Source organism: Flavobacterium anhuiense, from assembly GCF_900101855.1.
Classification (GTDB): Bacteria; Bacteroidota; Bacteroidia; order Flavobacteriales; family Flavobacteriaceae; genus Flavobacterium; species Flavobacterium anhuiense.
In genome coordinates, this window is record NZ_FMVC01000003.1 from 225595 (window position 1) to 244561 (window position 18967).

Below are 18967 nucleotides of genomic sequence, written 5' to 3' on the forward strand. Positions count from 1 at the left end.
TTGTAGATTAAACTAAAAAGCTTAGCATCTTTAAAAAAAAAATACTTCATTGAATTCTAATATTCATGTGATTTAGTTTTGCTGGGGGGCAAATTTTGGGGTTGAATATTTTTTTAGAAACAATGAAGTATGTAGTTCATTATTTCTTTTTAACATCACTCTTTTTTTCAAAAAGACCGCTAAATATGCCTTTGCTTATTTTGTTTTTATCATCTTTTCCAGTTGCAATCAAATGATCGATATATTCCATGTAGGTTTTCTTTCTTTCTTCAAGAAAACCCACCAAATACTCCTCTGAAGCGTGCATGCCACTCGTTTCTTCAATCTGCAAAAGTTTCTTGTACAAAGGCTCTATAAATTTTACAATGATATCGTTCGGAACCGATTTTCGGGTACAAAAGAAACCTACAATTTCACCATCGGTATCTGCTACGATTTTAAAATCGGTTACAACCCAGTAATAACGTCCCGTTTTGGCCATGTTCTTTATAATAACATGAATGTTCTCGCTGGATTTGATACTGTCCCATAAGAATTTAAAAATAACCTTGGGCATATCTGGATGGCGAATTATATTATGTGGCTGGCCGACAAGTTCAAATTCATCGTAACCAGAAACATCTATAAAGTCTTCATTCGCGTATAAAATGGTTCCCTTTTTGTCAGTTTTACTAAGCAGTACTTTATTCTTATTCCAGTCCACTTCTCTATCAGAAGGTGTAGGACGGTGCAATCTGGTATCCATAAATTTTACATTTAAATTAATTTACAATTCAGTAAGTATAAAATGAATCCTTTAAACCATTTTCAATTTGACTCGATCTCCAAGACAAGAAGAATATTTCTGATTTTACGAAAAACGGTTTCAAGTTCATTTTCAAGCCATTCAGGAATCTCATTATCAACCGCAAGATTAAGCTGGCGAATATCGTTCACGATCTGAATCAGCTTTTTATACTGAAAATCGAGATCATAAACATGAGAGCTAGTTTGGTAATTTTTAAAAATCTCTCTTACCTCTATTTCAAAATCTGATCGGATTTTAATTTTTTCGATCGAATCTAATGTTATGCTTTCATTCAAAAAATCTTCAATTATTTTTTTAAGATTATGCAGCGTAGGCACTGCAGTTGGTAAATCATACTTAAACATACAATTGGTTTAAAAAATATTAGTATTGTTTTGGGGCTTGGCTCGAGTTCTAACTCCTGCTATTTGTCGATTTTACATGGATATCATTAACTAAATCATCTATTTTTTTGGCGCTTTCCCTCATCATTTCAAGATAACTCAGTAATTTATCATTATCTGTATGTCCTTTCGAAACATCAATAAGCTTTAAAACAGAATTTACAGGCAACTTTAAATCTAAAGTTGTTCTATGAATAAAATCATTATAATCTTTTGTAGCAGACATTGAACTGTATTTCGCCGAAGCCAATTTCATGTTTTCCAACTCGTATTCGTCTGAAATTTTCGAAATGTGATTTTCGCTATGTTCTTTAAAATAATACGCCCAGTAACCGTTCATAAAAAATACAACAGCAGCCAAAACGGTATGGATAATCAAAGTTTCAAGATCAAAATTTACTTGAGAAAAGTAAACCTGAAATCCGTTAGCATCATTATAAATATAGTTTTGAAGATAAGCTAATCCAGCGTGATGTAGAACAACAAGTAAAGTAAGCGGAATTTGAAGTTTCCAGTTCTGATAAATAATTAAAATCGTACTGGCAATAAATACCGTAAAATGCATTTCAAACATTCCGTGCATTTGATAAATGTACTGCGCCATGAAAATTGCCAGAACAACAGACAGAACATACTGGTAAAATTTAGAATTTTTCATGAAAAATTTTGCCGAGTAGTACAACAAAAGATTTAGCGTTCCAACACCAACGCCAATTTCAAAAGTATCGTATTTAAAAGACAGTCCGATACCCAGCAGAAAATATACTGCAAGTACATAATTGATAATTGTATCTGATTTTTGTGTCATTGTAGACATAAAACTGTGCAGATAGTCTTGTTCGTTTAAGCTAGCTTTTGTTTTCATAGGTTATTAGTTTTAGGTTTTTGGAAAAAATAGTTATTTAGTACATTTAGGTAATGAGCAACCGTAAGCTCTAAGAGCTAAGGCGTTAAAAGACGGATTTCCTTTTCTGCTAAGGAGCGAATCGATTGCCATTTGGGCATAATTGCTTCGAGTATCCGTACAATATCTGGTTTTATTGTAATTGCCTCTATAATACAAATTATGCGACTGATCTAGCAAAACAGCCTGAGGTGTTGAAATAACGCCACATTTTTCAGCAATTGATTCGTCAAAGTAAACAGGAATCTCAGCGTCAAACTTTTGCTGAATTTCATCAATAGTAAATTTTTTCTGTTTGTTCAACACAACAATTTTAAAATTGATCTGATCTCCATATTTTTTTATCAAATCACTCACATGTGGCACATTGAATCGAGAACAGGGACATTCGGGGTTAAAGAAATGTATAAAAATGGGTTTATTATCAAATGCACAGCATGGGCCAAGTTCTATATTAGATCCCATCGCAATAGCCTTATAATTCTTTGGAATAGGCGTTGGAAGACTGTACTTAAACTCGTTCTGCCAAAACAGATATCCAATTGAAAGAAGTAAAAATGTAAACCATAAACCGAGAAGTAATTTTTTCCTCATAAATTATTTTTTTTATTATTAACAACAAAGCATAAACACTTGTTAATATAATTATTCATTATATATAATCAAAAACCAAAAAAAACAACTTCTGCATACATATTTTAACATAAAAAGCAAACACAACCGTTAGCCTTTATGTTAAATTTTTTCATTTTGTTTAACATATCAATGTTACAAATAAAATCGATAAACTGCAAAAAAAATCAGACAAATTGCACAAAATTTCTTCCGATGTAGAGACAGCCTGCCTTTGGACCACATAACAAAACATAATTTTGAAGAAGTTTCATTTATTTTTTCAAAAAAAATTAATCTTTAATTAAACCTTTTACCCCGTATCTAGTCTAAATGCAAACCTTTGTACATACAAATGTTAAATAAAAGCTAACAGCTTCCGATTTCACATCAAAAAGTTAAATTTGTAAGCTTACCTAAACATATACCTAAAATCTATATTTACCTCAAGTTTATGAAATTAAAACACCTCATTTACACGCTTTTAATCATTACAATTGGAGGCTTTATTACCTACAGAATTATATCTAACAAGGGAAAAAATGAAGACTCAAAAAAGTTTAATGATAAAAAATCTCCAACAACTGTTAATGGAATCGTAATAAAAACGGCCACTTTTGACAATAATTTAGCATTATCAGGATCTATTGAAGCTAATGAACAAGTAGAAATTCATAGTGAGGTTTCAGGAATTGTTGAAGGAATATTTTTTAATGAAGGCACCAACGTTACTAAAGGACAGGTACTTTTAAAAGTAAATGATATTGAGTTAAAAGCGCAATTAAGACAGGCTTTAACCCGAGAAGATTTGGCCGCTGAAAACGCAAGAAGAGCAAAATTACTATTGCAGAAGGAAGCCATAAGCCAAGAAGAAGCTGATGTTGCAAAAGCTGACCTTGCTTCTGCCCAAGCCCAATCTCAATTAATACGAGCACAGATTTCTAAAACATCTGTTAGAGCGCCATTTTCAGGAAAAATTGGTTTGCGCAACATCTCTCCAGGAACTTATATCACCCCTACTGTTTTGGTGGCAAAACTGGTAAATACCAGCAAATTGAAAATTACTTTTTCAATTCCTGAAAAATATGCCTCAGAAGTAAAGTCAGGATCAGTAATTGATTTTAAAGTTTCTGGATCAGACAAAACGTACAATGCAAAAATTTATGCTATTGAACCAGAAGTAGCCGTAGCAACGCGTACACTTCAAATTCGTGCCCTTGCTGATAATGTTGACGGAAAACTTTTTCCTGGAACTTTTGCAGATATCAAATTGCCTTTAAATATCATTAAAGATGCCATAGTTGTTCCTTCTCAAGCAATTGTACCTATTCAAGACGGTAAAAAAGTATATGTCGCCAATAATGGCCAAGCAAAAGAAGTAATGGTTGACGCAACGACAAGAACAGATTCTTCAATTTTAATTTTAGCAGGATTAAAACCTGGAGATACTTTGATCACAAGCGGTGTTATGTCATTAAAAGACGAAGCTCCAATTAAGGTTAAAGTAAAATAGTTCTAAAGCCAAAAGTCTTAAAGTCAAAAGTCGCAAGACTTGAATATAGATTAAAGATAATAGCGATTTAACAATAAATCAGAAATCTAAAGTCTGAAATCTAAAATCCAAAATTACAAATGAGTTTATCAACTACAAGTATTAGAAGACCTGTTTTAACCATAGTACTGAATCTATTAATTATATTATTCGGTTTTATTGGTTATACTTTTTTAGGTGTTCGAGAATTCCCTTCTATTGACCCTGCGCAGGTATCCATTCGTACCAATTATACGGGTGCCAATGCCGATATTATTGAGTCGCAAATTACAGAACCTCTTGAAAAAGCTGTAAATGCAATTGACGGAATTAGAAATATTACGTCATCCAGCAACCAAGGAAGCAGCAATATCACAATTGAATTTAATCTGGATAAAGATTTAGAAGAAGCTGCGAATGATGTTCGTGACAAAGTTTCTCAAGCCATTAGAAATCTTCCGCAAGATATTGATGCTCCGCCAGTGGTATCGAAAGCAGATGCTGATAGCGACGCTATTATTTCGATGACCGTTCAGAGTGACTCAAGAAACTCTTTAGAATTAAGCGATTATGCAGAAAATGTTATTTCGCAACGTTTAGAAACAATTCCCGGAGTGAGTGGCGTGCAGATCTGGGGACAGAAACGTTACGCGATGCGTTTATGGATTGATCCCGCAAAACTTACCGCTTATGGCTGTACAGTAGCAGATGTGCGTACAGCATTGAATGCACAAAATGTTGAGCTACCATCGGGTAAATTAACGGGTAATAACACTGAACTTACTGTAAAAACAATTGGAAATCTTTCTAAAGCAGAAGAATTCAACAACATCATCATTAGAACAGACGGAGATAAAATTGTCCGATTAAGTGATATTGGAGGAGCAGAATTAGGTCCCGAAAATATCGAAACAAAATTAAGCCAGTCTGGTTTACCAATGATTGGTTTGGCAATTGTACCGATGCCAGGTGCAAACTACTTGGATATTTCGAAAGAGTTTTATAAAAAATATGAAGCCTTAAAAAAGGATCTTCCAAAGGATATCAAATTAAACATTGCTCTTGACAATACGATTTTCGTAAAGAAATCAGTATTAGAAGTTGCCGAAACATTGGGAATTTCTGTAATATTGGTAATCATTATCATCTATTTATTCTTTAGAGACTGGGCTATTGCTTTTAGACCTTTAATTGATATTCCAGTTTCGTTAATTGCTACATTCTTCATTATGTGGCTATTTGGATTCTCAATTAACGTATTAACTTTATTAGCAATTGTTTTAGCAACAGGTCTGGTTGTAGATGATGGTATTGTGGTAACCGAAAATATCTTCAAAAAAGTCGAAGAAGGAATGTCGCCAATTGAAGCTGCAATTAAAGGTTCTAACGAAATTTTTTATGCCGTAATTTCGATTTCTGTAACACTGGCAGCGGTATTTTTACCTGTAATCTTCTTAGAAGGTTTCGTAGGAAGGCTCTTTAGGGAATTTGGAGTGGTAATTGGTGCTGCTGTATTGATTTCAGCATTCGTTTCTCTTACTTTAACACCAATGTTAAACGCCTATTTAATGAAAGGCGGAGAACAGAAAAAATCGAAATTTTATATTAAAACAGAACCATTTTTTGAAAAAATGAATAGCAGTTATGCTGAAGCGCTTTCAAAATTTATGGAAAAAAAATGGATCAGCTTCCCTATTCTTATTGCTTGTTTCGGATTGATTTATTTATTCTTTACTATTCTTCCGAAAGAAACAGCACCTTATGATGACAGAAGCTCTGTAACCATGCGTATGACTACTCCAGAAGGATCTTCATACGAATATACAGACCGTTTTATGCAGGAAATTTCAAAGCTAGTTGACGATTCGATTCCTGAGAAAAAAGTAAGCTTGGTTATTACCGCGCCTGGTTTTGGAGCTTCGGCAACTAACACAGGTTTTATTAGGCTTTCATTAAAAGAACCAGACGAAAGAACGGTTTCTCAAAAAGAAATTGCAGATAAGTTAACAAAATGGACCAAACAATATCCTGATGCTAAAACGGCAGTAATCCAACAGCCTACAATTGCTGTTAACAGACGTGGAGGATTACCGATTCAATACATAATTCAGGCTCCTAATTTTGACAAACTGCGAGAAAAAATTCCTCTTTTTATGAATGAGGTAAACAAAAGCGATGTGTTTTCGACGACAGACGTAAACCTGAAATTTAACAAACCTGAAATTAACGTTACTATTGACCGCGCTAAAGCAGAAAGTTTAGGAATTTCTATTCTTGATATTGCGCAAACTTTACAGCTTTCTTTAAGCGGACAGCGTTTTGGCTATTTCATTAAAAACGGAAAGCAATATCAGGTAATTGGTCAGTTTGATCAAAAAGACAGATCCAAACCTTTGGATTTGACTTCTATGTTTGTAAAAAACAAAAACGGCGAACTGATTCAGATGGATAACGTTGTAAAAGTATACGAACAAAGTAATCCGCCGCAATTGTATCACAATAATAGATATATGTCTGCAACCGTTTCTGCTGGTTTAGCACCAGGAAAAAGTATGGGAGACGGAATTGAGGAAATGGACCGAATCAAAGCTAAGGTTTTAGATGAAAGTTTCACTACAGATTTAGCCGGGGAATCACGAGATTTCGTAGAAAGTAGCTCTAATACTTCTTTCGCATTCGGATTGGCTTTATTACTAATCTTTTTAATTCTAGCAGCACAATTTGAAAGTTTTATAGATCCGTTTATTATCATCCTGACGGTTCCTATGGCCGTTGCTGGAGCGCTATTCTCATTGTGGCTATTCAATCAGACATGGAATATTTTCAGCCAGATTGGTACGGTAATGTTGATTGGTCTGGTAACCAAAAACGGTATTTTGATTGTAGAATTTGCCAATCAGTTACGAGAACAAGGAAAGCCTAAATTAGAAGCTATTTTAGAAGCTTCAGAAGCACGTTTACGTCCAATTTTAATGACCAGTTTAGCCATTGCTTTAGGAGCACTTCCTATTGCATTGTCTCTTGGAGCTGCATCAACCAGCAGAATTGGTATGGGGGTTGTGATTGTGGGAGGAACTATTTTTTCATTGGCTTTAACGCTTTTTGTAATTCCTGCCATTTATTTAATGTGGTCTAAAGCTAGAAAACATTATCCTGAATTTGACCATATTGACGAATACGAAAGAGAAAGCATTAAATAGAAACCAAAACGCAATTTTTGGTTAAAGAAAACAAATATGAATATCAAAAAAACATACTGTACGGTACTTATTCTATTCTTTTGCTTTATTCAGGCAAAGGCACAGGAAGTTCTTACTATTGAACAAGCTATGACTATAGCTTTGGAAAATAATTTTGAAATTAAAATTGCTAAAAACAATTCCAAAATAAACGAAACAAACGTTACAATTGGAAATGCAGGAATGCTGCCAACAGCAACGGCAAACATTACAGATAACAATAGCATTACCAACTCTACACAAGTACGACAAGACGGTACATCTACCTCATTGGATAACGCCAAAAACAATAGTTTAAATTATGGTGTCAGTATAGGTTGGACTGTTTTTGACGGAATGAAAATGTTTGCCAAACTAGATCAGCTGAAAGAACTTCAAAAATTGGGTGACGCAGAATTAAAAAGAACTATTTTAGTCAAAATTGCACAGGTAAATTCGGCTTATTATGATTTAGTGCAAATGCAACAACAATTGGCGGCACTAGACACTACAATAGTAATTTCGAATCAGCGCTTAACTTTAGCAAAAAATCGCTTTAGTATCGGGAAAGCTTCAAAGCTGGAAGTTTTAAATGCTCAAGTTGATTTAAATTCAGATCAGGTTGCTTTGCTTAGACAAAAAGAATCTTATGCCAATGGCAAAATCTTGCTGAATCAGCATTTAGCACGCGATCCAAAGATTGATTTCAAAGTTACAGATGAAGTCAAAGTAGACAACAAATTAGTATTGGCCGATTTGATGGATTTGGCCCAAAAACAAAATCCAGGTTTAGAGGCGCAAATTATCAATAAACGTATCGCCGAATTACAGCTCAAACAAGTAAAAGCAGACCGATACCCTACTTTAAGATTAACTTCAGGATACAACTTTTCTGAAAGTCAGTCTAGTTTGGGTTTTACCAGCGAAACGTCTTCAAGAGGTTTGAACTACGGTTTTAATGCTTCGATGAATATTTTTGACGGTTTTAATCAGCATCGCAACGAGAAAGTAGCCAAACTGCAGATTGAAAATTCTCAACTTGCAATCGAACAGCAGAATACGCTTCTGAATACGCAATTGAGCACTGCATTTCAAACGTATTTGACAAACTTAGAACTAATTGATTTAGAAGAAAATAATGAGAATATTGCTAGGCAGAATCTAGAAATCACGCTAGACAAATTTAAAATCGGTACCATTACAACACTTGATTTTAGAACTGCCCAGCTAAATTATGTCAATGCAAAAGTGCGTTATAGTAACGCACAATACGAAGCAAAATTATCTGAAATTGCTCTTAAAGAATTAGCAGGAAATATTAATTTTTAGCTTTCCTGATTAAAAAACCAAATACGATCTGCTAAATCTACTAAATCTCCGCGTTATTTTTTTTCTCGCAGATTTAGCAGATCTAGCAGATTTTTTTTTATTACCAAGAATCTCGAATTTCTTAAAGACTTATTTTTTTGCATAAGTACATGAGTAAATGTCTGTGTCTATTCTAAATGAATTTAGAATGCCTCAATGAGTTAAAATATTTTCTTCCGTTTTACGTTCAAAAGTTGATTTTTAATTTAAATTTGTTTCAAAACCCACTTCAATGATTACATACAATACCAAAGACTGGTTTACATTTATTTTTCATTTTCATAAATCGGATACTGTTAGAAAACTATTTACGATTATGATTGCAATTGGAATATATGCTGCAATAATATGTTATCTTGAACTTCATTATTTTAAAGTAACTAAAAACGATTATATTCATAATATTCCAATTATGCATGGAATGTTAGGGTTTGTCATTTCGCTTTTGCTTGTTTTCAGAACCAATACCGCTTACGACAGATGGTGGGAAGGCCGTAAACTCTGGGGCGGACTTGTAAATAATAGCAGAAATCTGGCTATTAAGCTTTCGGCAATTTTAAAAGATGAAAATGATAGAAAGTTTTTCAGAAAATATATTCCCATGTATGCCGATATTCTTAATCAGCATTTAAAAGATGAAGACACCAGCAAACAGCTTTTTGAAGATGTTGATCTGGAAATTGATCATCATAAACACAAACCAAATCAGTTGAAAAGAATCATGTATCACAAAATCAACGATTTGTACGATGCAGGAAAAATATCTGGGGAACAACTTATTACTTTAAACGACGAATTGGTTGCTTTTACAGATATCTGCGGGGCATGCGAACGCATCAAAAACACGCCTATTCCCTATTCTTACAGCGCTTTTATCAAGAAATTCATCTTCTTTTACACCATGACGCTACCGTTTGGATATTCAGTAAGTTTGGGGTATCTGGTAGCTCCTGTCGTAGTTTTTATATTTTATGTTTTGGCGAGTTTAGAGCTAATTGCAGAAGAGATTGAAGACCCATTTGGGAATGATGAAAATGATCTTCCTACAAGAAAAATATCCGAAAACATCAAAAAACATGTTGAAGAATTAATATAAATTCAAAACACTTACAAAAACCTAAAAAACAAGTATTTAAGCGATAAAAAAACTCGTTGGACGAGTATTTTTTGAAGTCTGATAAATATGTTATAAAATTTGTAACAGCATTTTAAATTCCCTCCTTTAAAATTGCTTTAATTTTTCTTTGTTACTAATTTTTTAACTTCTTTTACGATGAAAAAAATTATCACACTTGTCTTTTTTGCTTTCCTGATTGTCAATTGCACCTACGAACCTGTAAATACTGACATTCAATCTGAGGCTAAACAAACGAATATTTCAACTGCTTCTGCAACGGCTAAAGGAACTTATTCCAACTGCGATCCAATTTCAATTAATATTATGGCTGGCCAGTTTACCAACGCTGGAAAAGTTTTAATTGAAAATGACGCTACAAATCTTTACGTAACCTATACTGCATTTCAAGATTGGTATTTTAGTGAATTACATTTATATGTAGGTCCTTATGCCAATGTACCATTAGCAAATGGAAATCCTATTCCTGGACAATTTCCATATAAAAAATCTTTTAATCCATTAGTTCAAAGCTATACTTTTATAATTCCTCTTTCTGCAATCGTTCTGGATGCTAACAAATGTTTATTTATTGCTGCGCATTCTAGCATGAAAAACATTGTAAACGGAACTGTTATCAGAACTGAAACTGGATGGGCTGGTGATATTAAATTCCCTGGAAAAAATTGGGCTACTTATTTCAATTACTGTTTGAGAACCTGCGATACTCCGCCACCTCCACCCCTAACTACCTGTGATACTGCCTATATGTTTGGCAACAATACTTTCAACAGTTTGCAACTTTCAGAAAAATGGGGCTGGGTTACGTCTTACAGCAATGTCACAAACGGAACTTATACTTATAACTTGTATGCAGGTGCAGGACAAAATAATATCAATAACGGATATTTGGCTGGAACTGTAACCGTTGTCATTCAAGGAAGCAACGTACAAGTAACCTTAAACGCAACTCACTCTGGAACCGTATTTACAGAATCACACGTGTATCTATCCGACAGTCCGCCAACTACAGCGGCTCCTGGACAATATGGCAACCAGCATACTTTAAACAATACTACCACAGATACTTACAATTTGACTTACAGTGGAGACGGAAGTTTCTGGCTAATTGTTCATGCGGGAGTTTGCACCACCGAATAATTTTGAATTAGTATATAAATTAGGAGAAAAAGAGAGGACCCAAAATTCTCTCTTTTTTATTCTATGCGATCCTACACAAAGCATAAAAAAGGCTTAAATATTCAAAGTGTATATATATTTTTAGTAAATTTAGTTCTTCACCCAAAAATTAAATTTAATGAACAATCAACGATTTTTAGTCAATCCGCTCCAATTATCGCAAGAGAAATCATTAAAAACTCTTGTAGAAAACAGAACGATTTACAACCTTAATAATTGTGAATTAAATCTATTTGAAACCTACGAATCGACTCAAAAAGTCCCATTAAAATTTAATGATTTGGTGGTTACCAGTATGCTGAGAGGCAAAAAAATCATGCATCTTTTTGATGATCCTGAATTTGTTTACCTTCCGGGTGAAACAGTCATTGTACCTTCAAATGTAGAAATGAAAATTGATTTTCCTGAGGCTTCAAAAAACAATCCTACACAATGTTTGGCATTAGCGATTGATCAGGATAAAATTGTTGAAATATTAAACTTCTTAAATGAACAATATCCGAAAGAAGGAACCAATATGTATTGGCAGTTGAATTACCAAAACTACTTCTTTTACAACAATGTAGAAATGGCCGCTACAATTAATAAACTCATAAAAGAATGTATGAGCACTTCAGTTGCGAAAGATATTTTTGCAGATTTAACAATAAAAGAATTATTAATCAGAATTATTCAAACTCAAACGGTAAAATCTATAGACGAAGGAAAATTTTTGGACGCAAACAATCCCATAAAAGAAGTTACAGAATATATCAAACAGAATCTGAAAGAAAATATAAGCTTAAAATCTCTGAGCGAAAAAGCATGCATGAGCACTACCTCTTTCTATCGTTTCTTTAAACGCGAACTAGGAATGAGTCCGATTGAATATATTTTGAATGAGAAAATAAAATGTGCTAAAAATCTTTTGAAGAATCCAACCCTTCAAATTAACGAAGTCTGTTATTTAGCTGGCTTTGAAGATGCCAATTATTTCATTAGATTATTTAAAAAATACGAAGGAATTACGCCGAAACAGTATCAGTTACTTTATATTAATCAAAGGTGCTAAGGTTCTAAGATTCTAAGATTTTTTATCGGAGACTGAAAACTGTGACTGAGACTTAAAACTTTTACTCAATCCTTGTAACCGGCACTAGATTTAACTCTTCTTCTGGAGTGAAAATTCTGTATTCAATTTGAAATGTTTTCTTTAATGGAGTTTCTAATGAAAAACCACCGACTCCGAATGCATCAATTACCGTTAGAGTAAAATGCGCATGTTTCCAGTATTCAAATAAATCTTTATCTACCCAAAATTCGGCGCCTTCAACTGTACCAATGCAAACATCCCCTGTTCGCTGATAATAACCGCCTTTCTCGAAACACTGCGGTTGCGTGCCTTCACAGCATCCTCCTGCCTGATAAAACATTAGGTCGCCATGTTTTTCTTTTAAAACTTTAATCAGTTCTATCGCTTTTTCTGCGGCATCAATTCGTTTAATCATCGTTTTATCTACTAAAATTTAAAAGCAGCAAACTCTATAAAGAAATTTACTGCTTAACATAACCAACTATTTGTATTTACTTACATTCAAACTGTAATTTGATTGTATTGGATATTTGCAAATCAAAATTGCCTGGAGGAAGTTTGCTTAATGCCATTAAATTTTCATTTAACGCCCCATGCATGTCGCCAACCTAAATACTCCAGGATTTTGATTATCTTTTTCTTAGAAGAATCCCAATTTCTTTTTGTCGTAAGAAATCAGCATGTTTTTGGTCTGACGATATTGGCTTAGCATCATTTTATGATTTTCGCGACCAATTCCAGATTGTTTGTAACCTCCAAACGGAGCTCCTGCTGGATAAGAATGGTACTGATTGATCCAGACACGACCTGACTGAATTGCTCTAGGAACCTGATAAATTTCGTGTGCGTCACGTGTCCAAACTCCCGCACCTAATCCGTACATGGTATCATTGGCAATTTCGATAGCTTCTTCGGTAGTTTTGAAAGTGGTTACCGCTAAAACAGGCCCAAAAATCTCTTCTTGGAAAATTCTCATTTTGTTATGGCCTTTAAATAATGTTGGTTTAATATAGTAACCGCCTTCTAGTTCGCCTCCCAATTTATTTTCATCACCTCCAGTCAATAATTCTGCTCCTTCTTCTTTTCCTAATTTGATATAAGACATGATTTTTTCTTTCTGAACAATTGAAGTCTGAGCTCCAATCATTGTCGATTTATCCAACGGATTTCCAGCTATAATGGCTTCAGTTCTTTCAATCACTTTTTTAATGAACTTGTCATAAATGTCTTCGTGAATTAATAATCTAGAAGGACAAGTACAAATTTCTCCCTGATTTAAAGCAAATAACACAGCACCTTCTACGGCTTTGTCAAAGAAGTCATCATCGTGATCTGCTACCGAAGGGAAGAAAATATTTGGAGATTTACCACCCAATTCTAAAGTTACCGGAATAATATTTTCTGTTGCATACTGCATCACTAAACGTCCTGTAGTAGTAGAACCTGTAAATGCTGCTTTTGATACTTTTTTATTGGTTACTAACGGACGTCCTAATTCAGCTCCAAATCCGTTTACAATATTTAAAACTCCAGGAGGAAGAATGTCGCCAATTAATTCCATCAAAACCATAATAGAAATTGGAGTGCTTTCGGCTGGTTTTAAGACAATTGTATTTCCTGCTGCAAGTGCTGGAGCAATTTTCCAAACTGCCATTAAAATCGGGAAATTCCAAGGAATAATCTGAGCTACCACTCCAAGAGGTTCGCTTAACGCAATAGAAACCGTTTGCGAATCTAGTTCTGAAATAGCACTTTCTTCTGCACGAATTACGCCCGCAAAATATCTAAAATGGTCAATTGCCAGCGGTATGTCTGCCGCAAGCGTTTCGCGGATTGGTTTTCCGTTGTCAACCGTTTCTACTGCTGCTATGTATTCTAAATTGTCTTCAATTTTCTGTGCAATCTTATTCAATAAAATACTTCTTTCGGTTACAGAAGTTTTCCCCCAAGTCTTAAATGCTTCATAAGCAGTATCCACAGCCAATTCTAGATCTTCTTTTCCAGAATGCGCTGCTTTAGTAAATACTTTTCCATCAATAGGAGAAACTACATCAAAGTATTCTCCTGTAATTGGTGCGGTAAATTTTCCACCAATATAGTTATTGTATTTTGCCTTAAATTCAGGTCTTTTTACTGCAGTACTCATAATATTCTTTTTTTGATTTACTCCAAATTTAGTTTCATAAAAAGAAACAGAATAGCACTTTTCATTCATCTTGTAGCACAAAAATTACACATTCAGTTTTTTTAGTGTTTTATAATAATCATTTAATAAAATTTTAGCCTATAAATTGCTAAATAATTAGTAGGCAGCATTTTTCGGTCAATTAAAAACAACTAGAAAAAACTACTCAATTTTTTCCTACTCCAACACGCAATCCTTATATTTGTAACCTCATACAAAGAATTAAAGAACTACAATGAAAATATCTTACAACTGGTTAAAACAATTTATTAAAACAGATTGGACATCTGAGCAGACTTCTGAATTACTAACAGATTTAGGTTTAGAAGTTGAAGTTGTCGAAAAATATGAATCTATTAAAGGAGGCTTGGCAGGCGTTGTTGTTGGACACGTTTTGACATGCGAAAAACATCCTGATGCTGATAGATTGAAAGTCACTACAGTTAATATTGGTTTAGAAGCTCCTGTACAAATTGTATGTGGCGCTGCAAACGTGGCTGCAGGACAAAAAGTGCCAGTTGCTACCATTGGAACCGTTTTATATGATAAAGAAGGTGCAGAATTTACCATTAAAAAAGGAAAAATCCGCGGACAGGAAAGTCACGGAATGATCTGTGCTGAAGATGAATTAGGTTTAGGAACTAGCCATGACGGAATTATGGTTTTGGCTGAAGATTTAGTTCCAGGAACTCCTGCGTCTGAAGTTTTCCAAATTGCAAATGATGAAGTTTTTGAAATCGGATTGACGCCAAACCGTGCCGATGCGATGAGCCATTTTGGAACTGCTCGTGATTTGAGAGCTGGAATGCTACAGCGGGGTGTAAACGTAGAATTGATTACGCCTTCTGTAAGCAATTTTAGAGTGGACATGCGTACGCTAAAAATCGACGTAAACGTTGAGGACAATCATTTAGCTCCAAGATATTGCGGTGTAACTATCTCTGGAATTTCTGTTCATGAATCTCCAAGCTGGCTACAGGACCGTTTAAAAGCTATTGGATTAACTCCAAAAAACAATATTGTAGACGTTACTAATTATGTTTTACACGAATTAGGACAGCCTTTACACGCTTTTGATGCTGCGAAAATCAACGGAAAAATCATTGTAAAAACAGTTGAAGAGGGAACTAAATTTGTAACTCTTGACGATGTTGAAAGAACGCTTCACAAAGAAGATTTAATGATTTGCGACGAAAAAGGTCCGCTATGTATTGCTGGGGTTTTTGGAGGTAAAAAATCTGGAGTTTCTGAAGGAACAACATCTATTTTCTTAGAAAGTGCCTATTTTGATCCGGTAAGCATTCGTAAAACGGCAAAAAGACATCAATTGAGCACAGATGCTTCTTTCAGATTTGAAAGAGGAATTGACCCAACTATAACAGAATACGCTTTGAAACGTGCAGCGCTTTTAATTCAAGAAGTAGCTGGCGGAAAAATCACTTCTGATGTTGTGGAAGTGTATCCTAAAAAAGTAGAAGATTTCTCTGTTTTATTGAATTTCAGCCATGTTTCTAAAATCATCGGGCAAGAAATTCCAAAAGATACCATCAAAAAAATCTTGGTTTCTTTAGATATCAAAGTAAACAGCGTTTCTGATACCGGTTTAGGTTTAACAATTCCAGCATATCGTGTAGACGTTCAGCGCGAAATTGACGTAATCGAAGAAATTCTGAGAGTTTACGGTTATAACAATATTAATTTCTCTAAGAAATTTAATGCTACGGTAGCCAATTCGCCAAGAACAGAAGATTATAAAGTACAAAACGTAATTGCTTCTCAATTGAATTCTCAAGGCTTCCACGAAATGATGGCCAATTCGTTGACAACTGCTGCTTACGCCAAATTATCTACTTCATTAAAAGAAGAGCATAATGTATCAATGCTGAATCCGTTGAGCAATGATTTAGCGACACTTCGCCAGTCCTTATTGTTTTCTGGCTTAGAAGCGGTTTCATACAACATTAATAGAAAAAATTCGGATTTAAAATTATTTGAATTCGGAAAAACTTATCATAAGTATTTAAACGGATACGAAGAGCACAAACATCTTTCTTTACTGATTTCTGGAAACAGAAACAAAGAAAGCTGGACAAATCCTCAGAAAACAACAGATTTCTTCTTGTTGAAAGGATATGTAAAAGCAATCTTATCTCGTTTGGGAATTGAAAAAATTTCAAATGCGCCAGTTCAATCTGATGTTTATTCTGAAGGAACTGCGATTACTTACAACAATGATATTTTGGTTGAAATGGGTGTTATTAAAAAGCCTATTTTGAAACATTTCGGTATTAAACAAGATGTTTATTATGCAGATTTCAACTGGGATTTAGTTTTAAAAATAATTACTGGAAAAATTAAGTATTCTGAGATTCCTAAATACCCAGAAGTTCGTAGAGATTTGGCTTTATTAATTGACCAAAACACTACTTACGAAAGCATTTTCAACTTAGCAAAACAAACTGAGAAAGCGCTTTTAAAAGACATTAATTTATTTGACGTTTATCAAGGAGACAAATTGCCAGAAGGAAAAAAATCTTACGCTTTGAGTTTTACTATTCAAGACAATACTAAAACATTAACCGACGCTCAAATCGACAAAATCATGTCTAAATTACAGCAGACATTTGAAACTGAACTTGGAGCGAGTTTAAGATAAAATCTCGTTATATTAATATACAAACCCGACTTGTTTTTAAAAGAACTAGTCGGGTTTTGTTTTTTGCTTTAGGTTTCAAGTTTCAGGTTTCAGGTTTCAGGTTTCAAGTTTCAGGCTTCAAGTTGATATACTTTGAGTATAGTTTTACCGCAAAGAGCGCTAAGATTTACGCAAAGTTTCGCAAAGGCTAAATTTTTAATTTTTAATTCTCAATTTTTAATTCTCACGCATATTTCTGATACGCTTTCATCAGCTTTTCGTCATATTTATTGGTTTTATAGGCTGATCCGTTGTATTTTAAAGCAAACGAAACCCAATTCTTATTTCGCAGCAATCCAATCAAATTATTCTTTTCAAGAAATCGTCCGAAGGCTTTTAGATGCTCTCCTTCGTTCTGATTCATTTTATCTACAAATTCATCTATATTACTATATCCGATAGAGACCGCATTAAAGCCCATAATTTGAAAAAGTCCCCAAGAAGCTGAACAATTTGCCGCATCGGCTATTTTTTTGTCTGAGCCGAGCTTTTTTGCCTTTTCTAATCGCGTATATTCTGCAGTTCCGCCAACGTAATACTTCTTAGTATATTTTTCGAATAAAATGTCCTGTGTATTAGCATTCACATACGTTTTCGGATCGATATTTCTTTTCTTCAATTCATTCCAAAAAATATGCCCTTCAAACAAAATCTTCGGACGTCCGTTAATTAAAAAACCTTTTCCATTGCTTTCGACTTCGTTTACCGCTTTTACAACTGCCAGTTCTAATTTAAACTGATTCGAAAAATCAATTAAATCCTGCTCAGACAATAATTTATTGTTTGTCTGAAAACCATTCTTACTTTTTTCCAAAAGTGTCGACCACGTTTTAAGCCCTACTACTCCATCAACCACAAGATTGTTTTTTAACTGAAAATCTTTGATTGCTATATCTGTTTCTTTTCCGAAATAATCGGAAACAATTACACTGTATTTTAATTTTGCCAAAAGCTCGTTTAAGTAATAAACTTCGGGAGATTTTGTTCCTGCTTTAATAGTTCTCATTAGGTTTGTTTTTGGTGATAATTGATGTTTGAAGAAATAAAAACATCTTTTTACAATTGACGTACTGTAAAATAAGAGCAGTATTGTTCGTGATACTTTTATAGAAACTGAACAATATAAGGGTCGAGAATTGAGATATAGATTGCAAAACAGCCAACTAAACTCAGAACTAATATCGGTTGCAATATGTTCTCAAAAAATAAGCACTAACAGCCAACATTTTTGAATGCCTGTTTTATCTCAAAACTAGCGATGTAAAATTATATTTTTACAAAACACTAAACAACAGCACTTTAACCCGATTTTTTAAATAATTTTACCTAAACAAAAAAGGGTATATTTCCCCTTGCCGGAATTTTCTGTTTCAGATAATTTTGCCCTGTAAACAACTCAAAAATCTGTTAACTAAACATTTAAACCAATTAACAATAAAAAACTATGAAAAATCCACCCGCAAAGCCTAGCCAATTAATTACAAAAGAATTTGCTAGACAATTAAATTCAAATTACAACAATAAAAGAGCTTCTCTTGTTGCTGGGAAAGAAGAAAAAGAAGATGCCAATGCTATTTGGTATTCTTTAGAAGAATTGGAAAACTATATTCATTATATAAAAACTAACGGCGCAAAAGACGGCTACAATGTTGACGGAATCCGTTTTTATTTTGGAGTTTATCCCGATGATGAAAAGCATGGAGAAAAAGCAGGTTTAACTACCTTGTTTTTAGTTCCTACAGGCAAAAAGGCAGAAAACAATACACAAGTTCAAAGTTTTGCTTTAATGAAAGAAGCTGCGTCTTCAGACATAGAAAGCCTAGATCCAATGAATTACGGAAACATCGGAAGACCGCCAAGCTTAATTTACTAAAAAA

Annotated in this window: 15 protein-coding genes; 8 read left to right on the forward strand and 7 right to left on the reverse strand. The window is 34.0% G+C overall.

Translation table 11 applies throughout. From position 1 onward, the window contains the following. Positions 1 to 139: 139 nt before the first annotated feature. The 4 genes from BLP44_RS09000 to BLP44_RS09015 form a co-directional block, all read right to left on the reverse strand. On the reverse strand, positions 140 to 745 hold the full coding sequence (locus BLP44_RS09000; protein WP_066034694.1) for a PAS domain-containing protein: 606 nt from the start codon (positions 743 to 745) through the stop codon (positions 140 to 142). Between the two features lie 62 nt (positions 746 to 807). Continuing rightward, complete coding sequence (locus BLP44_RS09005) at positions 808 to 1152, reverse strand: hypothetical protein (protein WP_091131877.1); 345 nt, start codon at positions 1150 to 1152, stop codon at positions 808 to 810. A gap of 49 nt (positions 1153 to 1201) precedes the next feature. Continuing rightward, the gene (locus tag BLP44_RS09010; protein WP_091131880.1) at positions 1202 to 2056 is read right to left on the reverse strand and encodes a histidine kinase; all 855 of its coding nucleotides are present in this window, start codon (positions 2054 to 2056) and stop codon (positions 1202 to 1204) included. A 33-nt stretch (positions 2057 to 2089) separates the two neighbouring features. Next, complete coding sequence (locus tag BLP44_RS09015) at positions 2090 to 2689, reverse strand: TlpA family protein disulfide reductase (protein ID WP_091131884.1); 600 nt, start codon at positions 2687 to 2689, stop codon at positions 2090 to 2092. A gap of 472 nt (positions 2690 to 3161) precedes the next feature. Between BLP44_RS09015 and BLP44_RS09020 the strand changes: the two genes are divergently transcribed. The 6 genes from BLP44_RS09020 (at position 3162) to BLP44_RS09045 (ending at position 12189) form a co-directional block, all read left to right on the forward strand. Next, the gene (locus tag BLP44_RS09020; RefSeq protein ID WP_091131888.1) at positions 3162 to 4220 is read left to right on the forward strand and encodes an efflux RND transporter periplasmic adaptor subunit; all 1059 of its coding nucleotides are present in this window, start codon (positions 3162 to 3164) and stop codon (positions 4218 to 4220) included. A gap of 119 nt (positions 4221 to 4339) precedes the next feature. After that, positions 4340 to 7438 carry an efflux RND transporter permease subunit gene (locus BLP44_RS09025; protein ID WP_091131892.1) on the forward strand — a complete coding sequence of 1033 codons (3099 nt, stop codon included), beginning with the start codon at positions 4340 to 4342 and terminating at the stop codon, positions 7436 to 7438. Positions 7439 to 7474: 36 nt separating this feature from the next. Beyond that, positions 7475 to 8785, forward strand: coding sequence for a TolC family protein (locus BLP44_RS09030; protein ID WP_091131895.1), 1311 nt, complete (start codon positions 7475 to 7477; stop codon positions 8783 to 8785). A gap of 271 nt (positions 8786 to 9056) precedes the next feature. Continuing rightward, complete coding sequence (locus BLP44_RS09035; RefSeq protein WP_091131899.1) at positions 9057 to 9920, forward strand: bestrophin family protein; 864 nt, start codon at positions 9057 to 9059, stop codon at positions 9918 to 9920. Between the two features lie 177 nt (positions 9921 to 10097). Further along, the gene (locus tag BLP44_RS09040; protein ID WP_091131903.1) at positions 10098 to 11099 is read left to right on the forward strand and encodes a hypothetical protein; all 1002 of its coding nucleotides are present in this window, start codon (positions 10098 to 10100) and stop codon (positions 11097 to 11099) included. 157 nt (positions 11100 to 11256) lie between these two features. Further along, positions 11257 to 12189, forward strand: coding sequence for an AraC family transcriptional regulator (locus tag BLP44_RS09045; protein WP_091131906.1), 933 nt, complete (start codon positions 11257 to 11259; stop codon positions 12187 to 12189). Between the two features lie 61 nt (positions 12190 to 12250). On the opposite strand, the gene BLP44_RS09050 is transcribed toward BLP44_RS09045, so the two are convergent. Together BLP44_RS09050 and BLP44_RS09055 are read right to left on the reverse strand one after the other, a co-directional pair. Continuing rightward, positions 12251 to 12625 (reverse strand): DUF779 domain-containing protein, encoded by a 375-nt coding sequence (locus BLP44_RS09050; RefSeq protein ID WP_091131910.1) that lies wholly within the window; start codon positions 12623 to 12625, stop codon positions 12251 to 12253. A gap of 225 nt (positions 12626 to 12850) precedes the next feature. Next, complete coding sequence (locus BLP44_RS09055) at positions 12851 to 14356, reverse strand: aldehyde dehydrogenase family protein (RefSeq protein WP_091132865.1); 1506 nt, start codon at positions 14354 to 14356, stop codon at positions 12851 to 12853. Positions 14357 to 14630: 274 nt separating this feature from the next. Here BLP44_RS09055 and pheT point away from each other — a divergent pair, with 274 nt between their 5' ends. Then, complete coding sequence (gene pheT, locus BLP44_RS09060) at positions 14631 to 17051, forward strand: phenylalanine--tRNA ligase subunit beta (protein WP_091131914.1); 2421 nt, start codon at positions 14631 to 14633, stop codon at positions 17049 to 17051. A gap of 223 nt (positions 17052 to 17274) precedes the next feature. Here the strand turns inward: pheT and BLP44_RS09065 are convergent, their stop codons facing one another. Beyond that, positions 17275 to 18096, reverse strand: coding sequence for an N-acetylmuramidase domain-containing protein (locus BLP44_RS09065; protein ID WP_091131917.1), 822 nt, complete (start codon positions 18094 to 18096; stop codon positions 17275 to 17277). A gap of 438 nt (positions 18097 to 18534) precedes the next feature. Between BLP44_RS09065 and BLP44_RS09070 the strand changes: the two genes are divergently transcribed. After that, a complete protein-coding gene (locus tag BLP44_RS09070) occupies positions 18535 to 18963 on the forward strand; it encodes a hypothetical protein (protein ID WP_091131920.1) in 429 nt (142 codons plus the stop codon). Positions 18964 to 18967 lie beyond the last annotated feature (4 nt).

Coding starts and splice junctions, on each gene's coding strand:
- BLP44_RS09000 (WP_066034694.1), bottom strand. CDS start 745: ATGGATACCAGATTGCACCGTCCTACACCTTCTGATAGAGAAGTGGAC.
- BLP44_RS09005 (WP_091131877.1), bottom strand. CDS start 1,152: ATGTTTAAGTATGATTTACCAACTGCAGTGCCTACGCTGCATAATCTT.
- BLP44_RS09010 (WP_091131880.1), bottom strand. CDS start 2,056: ATGAAAACAAAAGCTAGCTTAAACGAACAAGACTATCTGCACAGTTTT.
- BLP44_RS09015 (WP_091131884.1), bottom strand. CDS start 2,689: ATGAGGAAAAAATTACTTCTCGGTTTATGGTTTACATTTTTACTTCTT.
- BLP44_RS09020 (WP_091131888.1), top strand. CDS start 3,162: ATGAAATTAAAACACCTCATTTACACGCTTTTAATCATTACAATTGGA.
- BLP44_RS09025 (WP_091131892.1), top strand. CDS start 4,340: ATGAGTTTATCAACTACAAGTATTAGAAGACCTGTTTTAACCATAGTA.
- BLP44_RS09030 (WP_091131895.1), top strand. CDS start 7,475: ATGAATATCAAAAAAACATACTGTACGGTACTTATTCTATTCTTTTGC.
- BLP44_RS09035 (WP_091131899.1), top strand. CDS start 9,057: ATGATTACATACAATACCAAAGACTGGTTTACATTTATTTTTCATTTT.
- BLP44_RS09040 (WP_091131903.1), top strand. CDS start 10,098: ATGAAAAAAATTATCACACTTGTCTTTTTTGCTTTCCTGATTGTCAAT.
- BLP44_RS09045 (WP_091131906.1), top strand. CDS start 11,257: ATGAACAATCAACGATTTTTAGTCAATCCGCTCCAATTATCGCAAGAG.
- BLP44_RS09050 (WP_091131910.1), bottom strand. CDS start 12,625: ATGATTAAACGAATTGATGCCGCAGAAAAAGCGATAGAACTGATTAAA.
- BLP44_RS09055 (WP_091132865.1), bottom strand. CDS start 14,356: ATGAGTACTGCAGTAAAAAGACCTGAATTTAAGGCAAAATACAATAAC.
- pheT (WP_091131914.1), top strand. CDS start 14,631: ATGAAAATATCTTACAACTGGTTAAAACAATTTATTAAAACAGATTGG.
- BLP44_RS09065 (WP_091131917.1), bottom strand. CDS start 18,096: ATGAGAACTATTAAAGCAGGAACAAAATCTCCCGAAGTTTATTACTTA.
- BLP44_RS09070 (WP_091131920.1), top strand. CDS start 18,535: ATGAAAAATCCACCCGCAAAGCCTAGCCAATTAATTACAAAAGAATTT.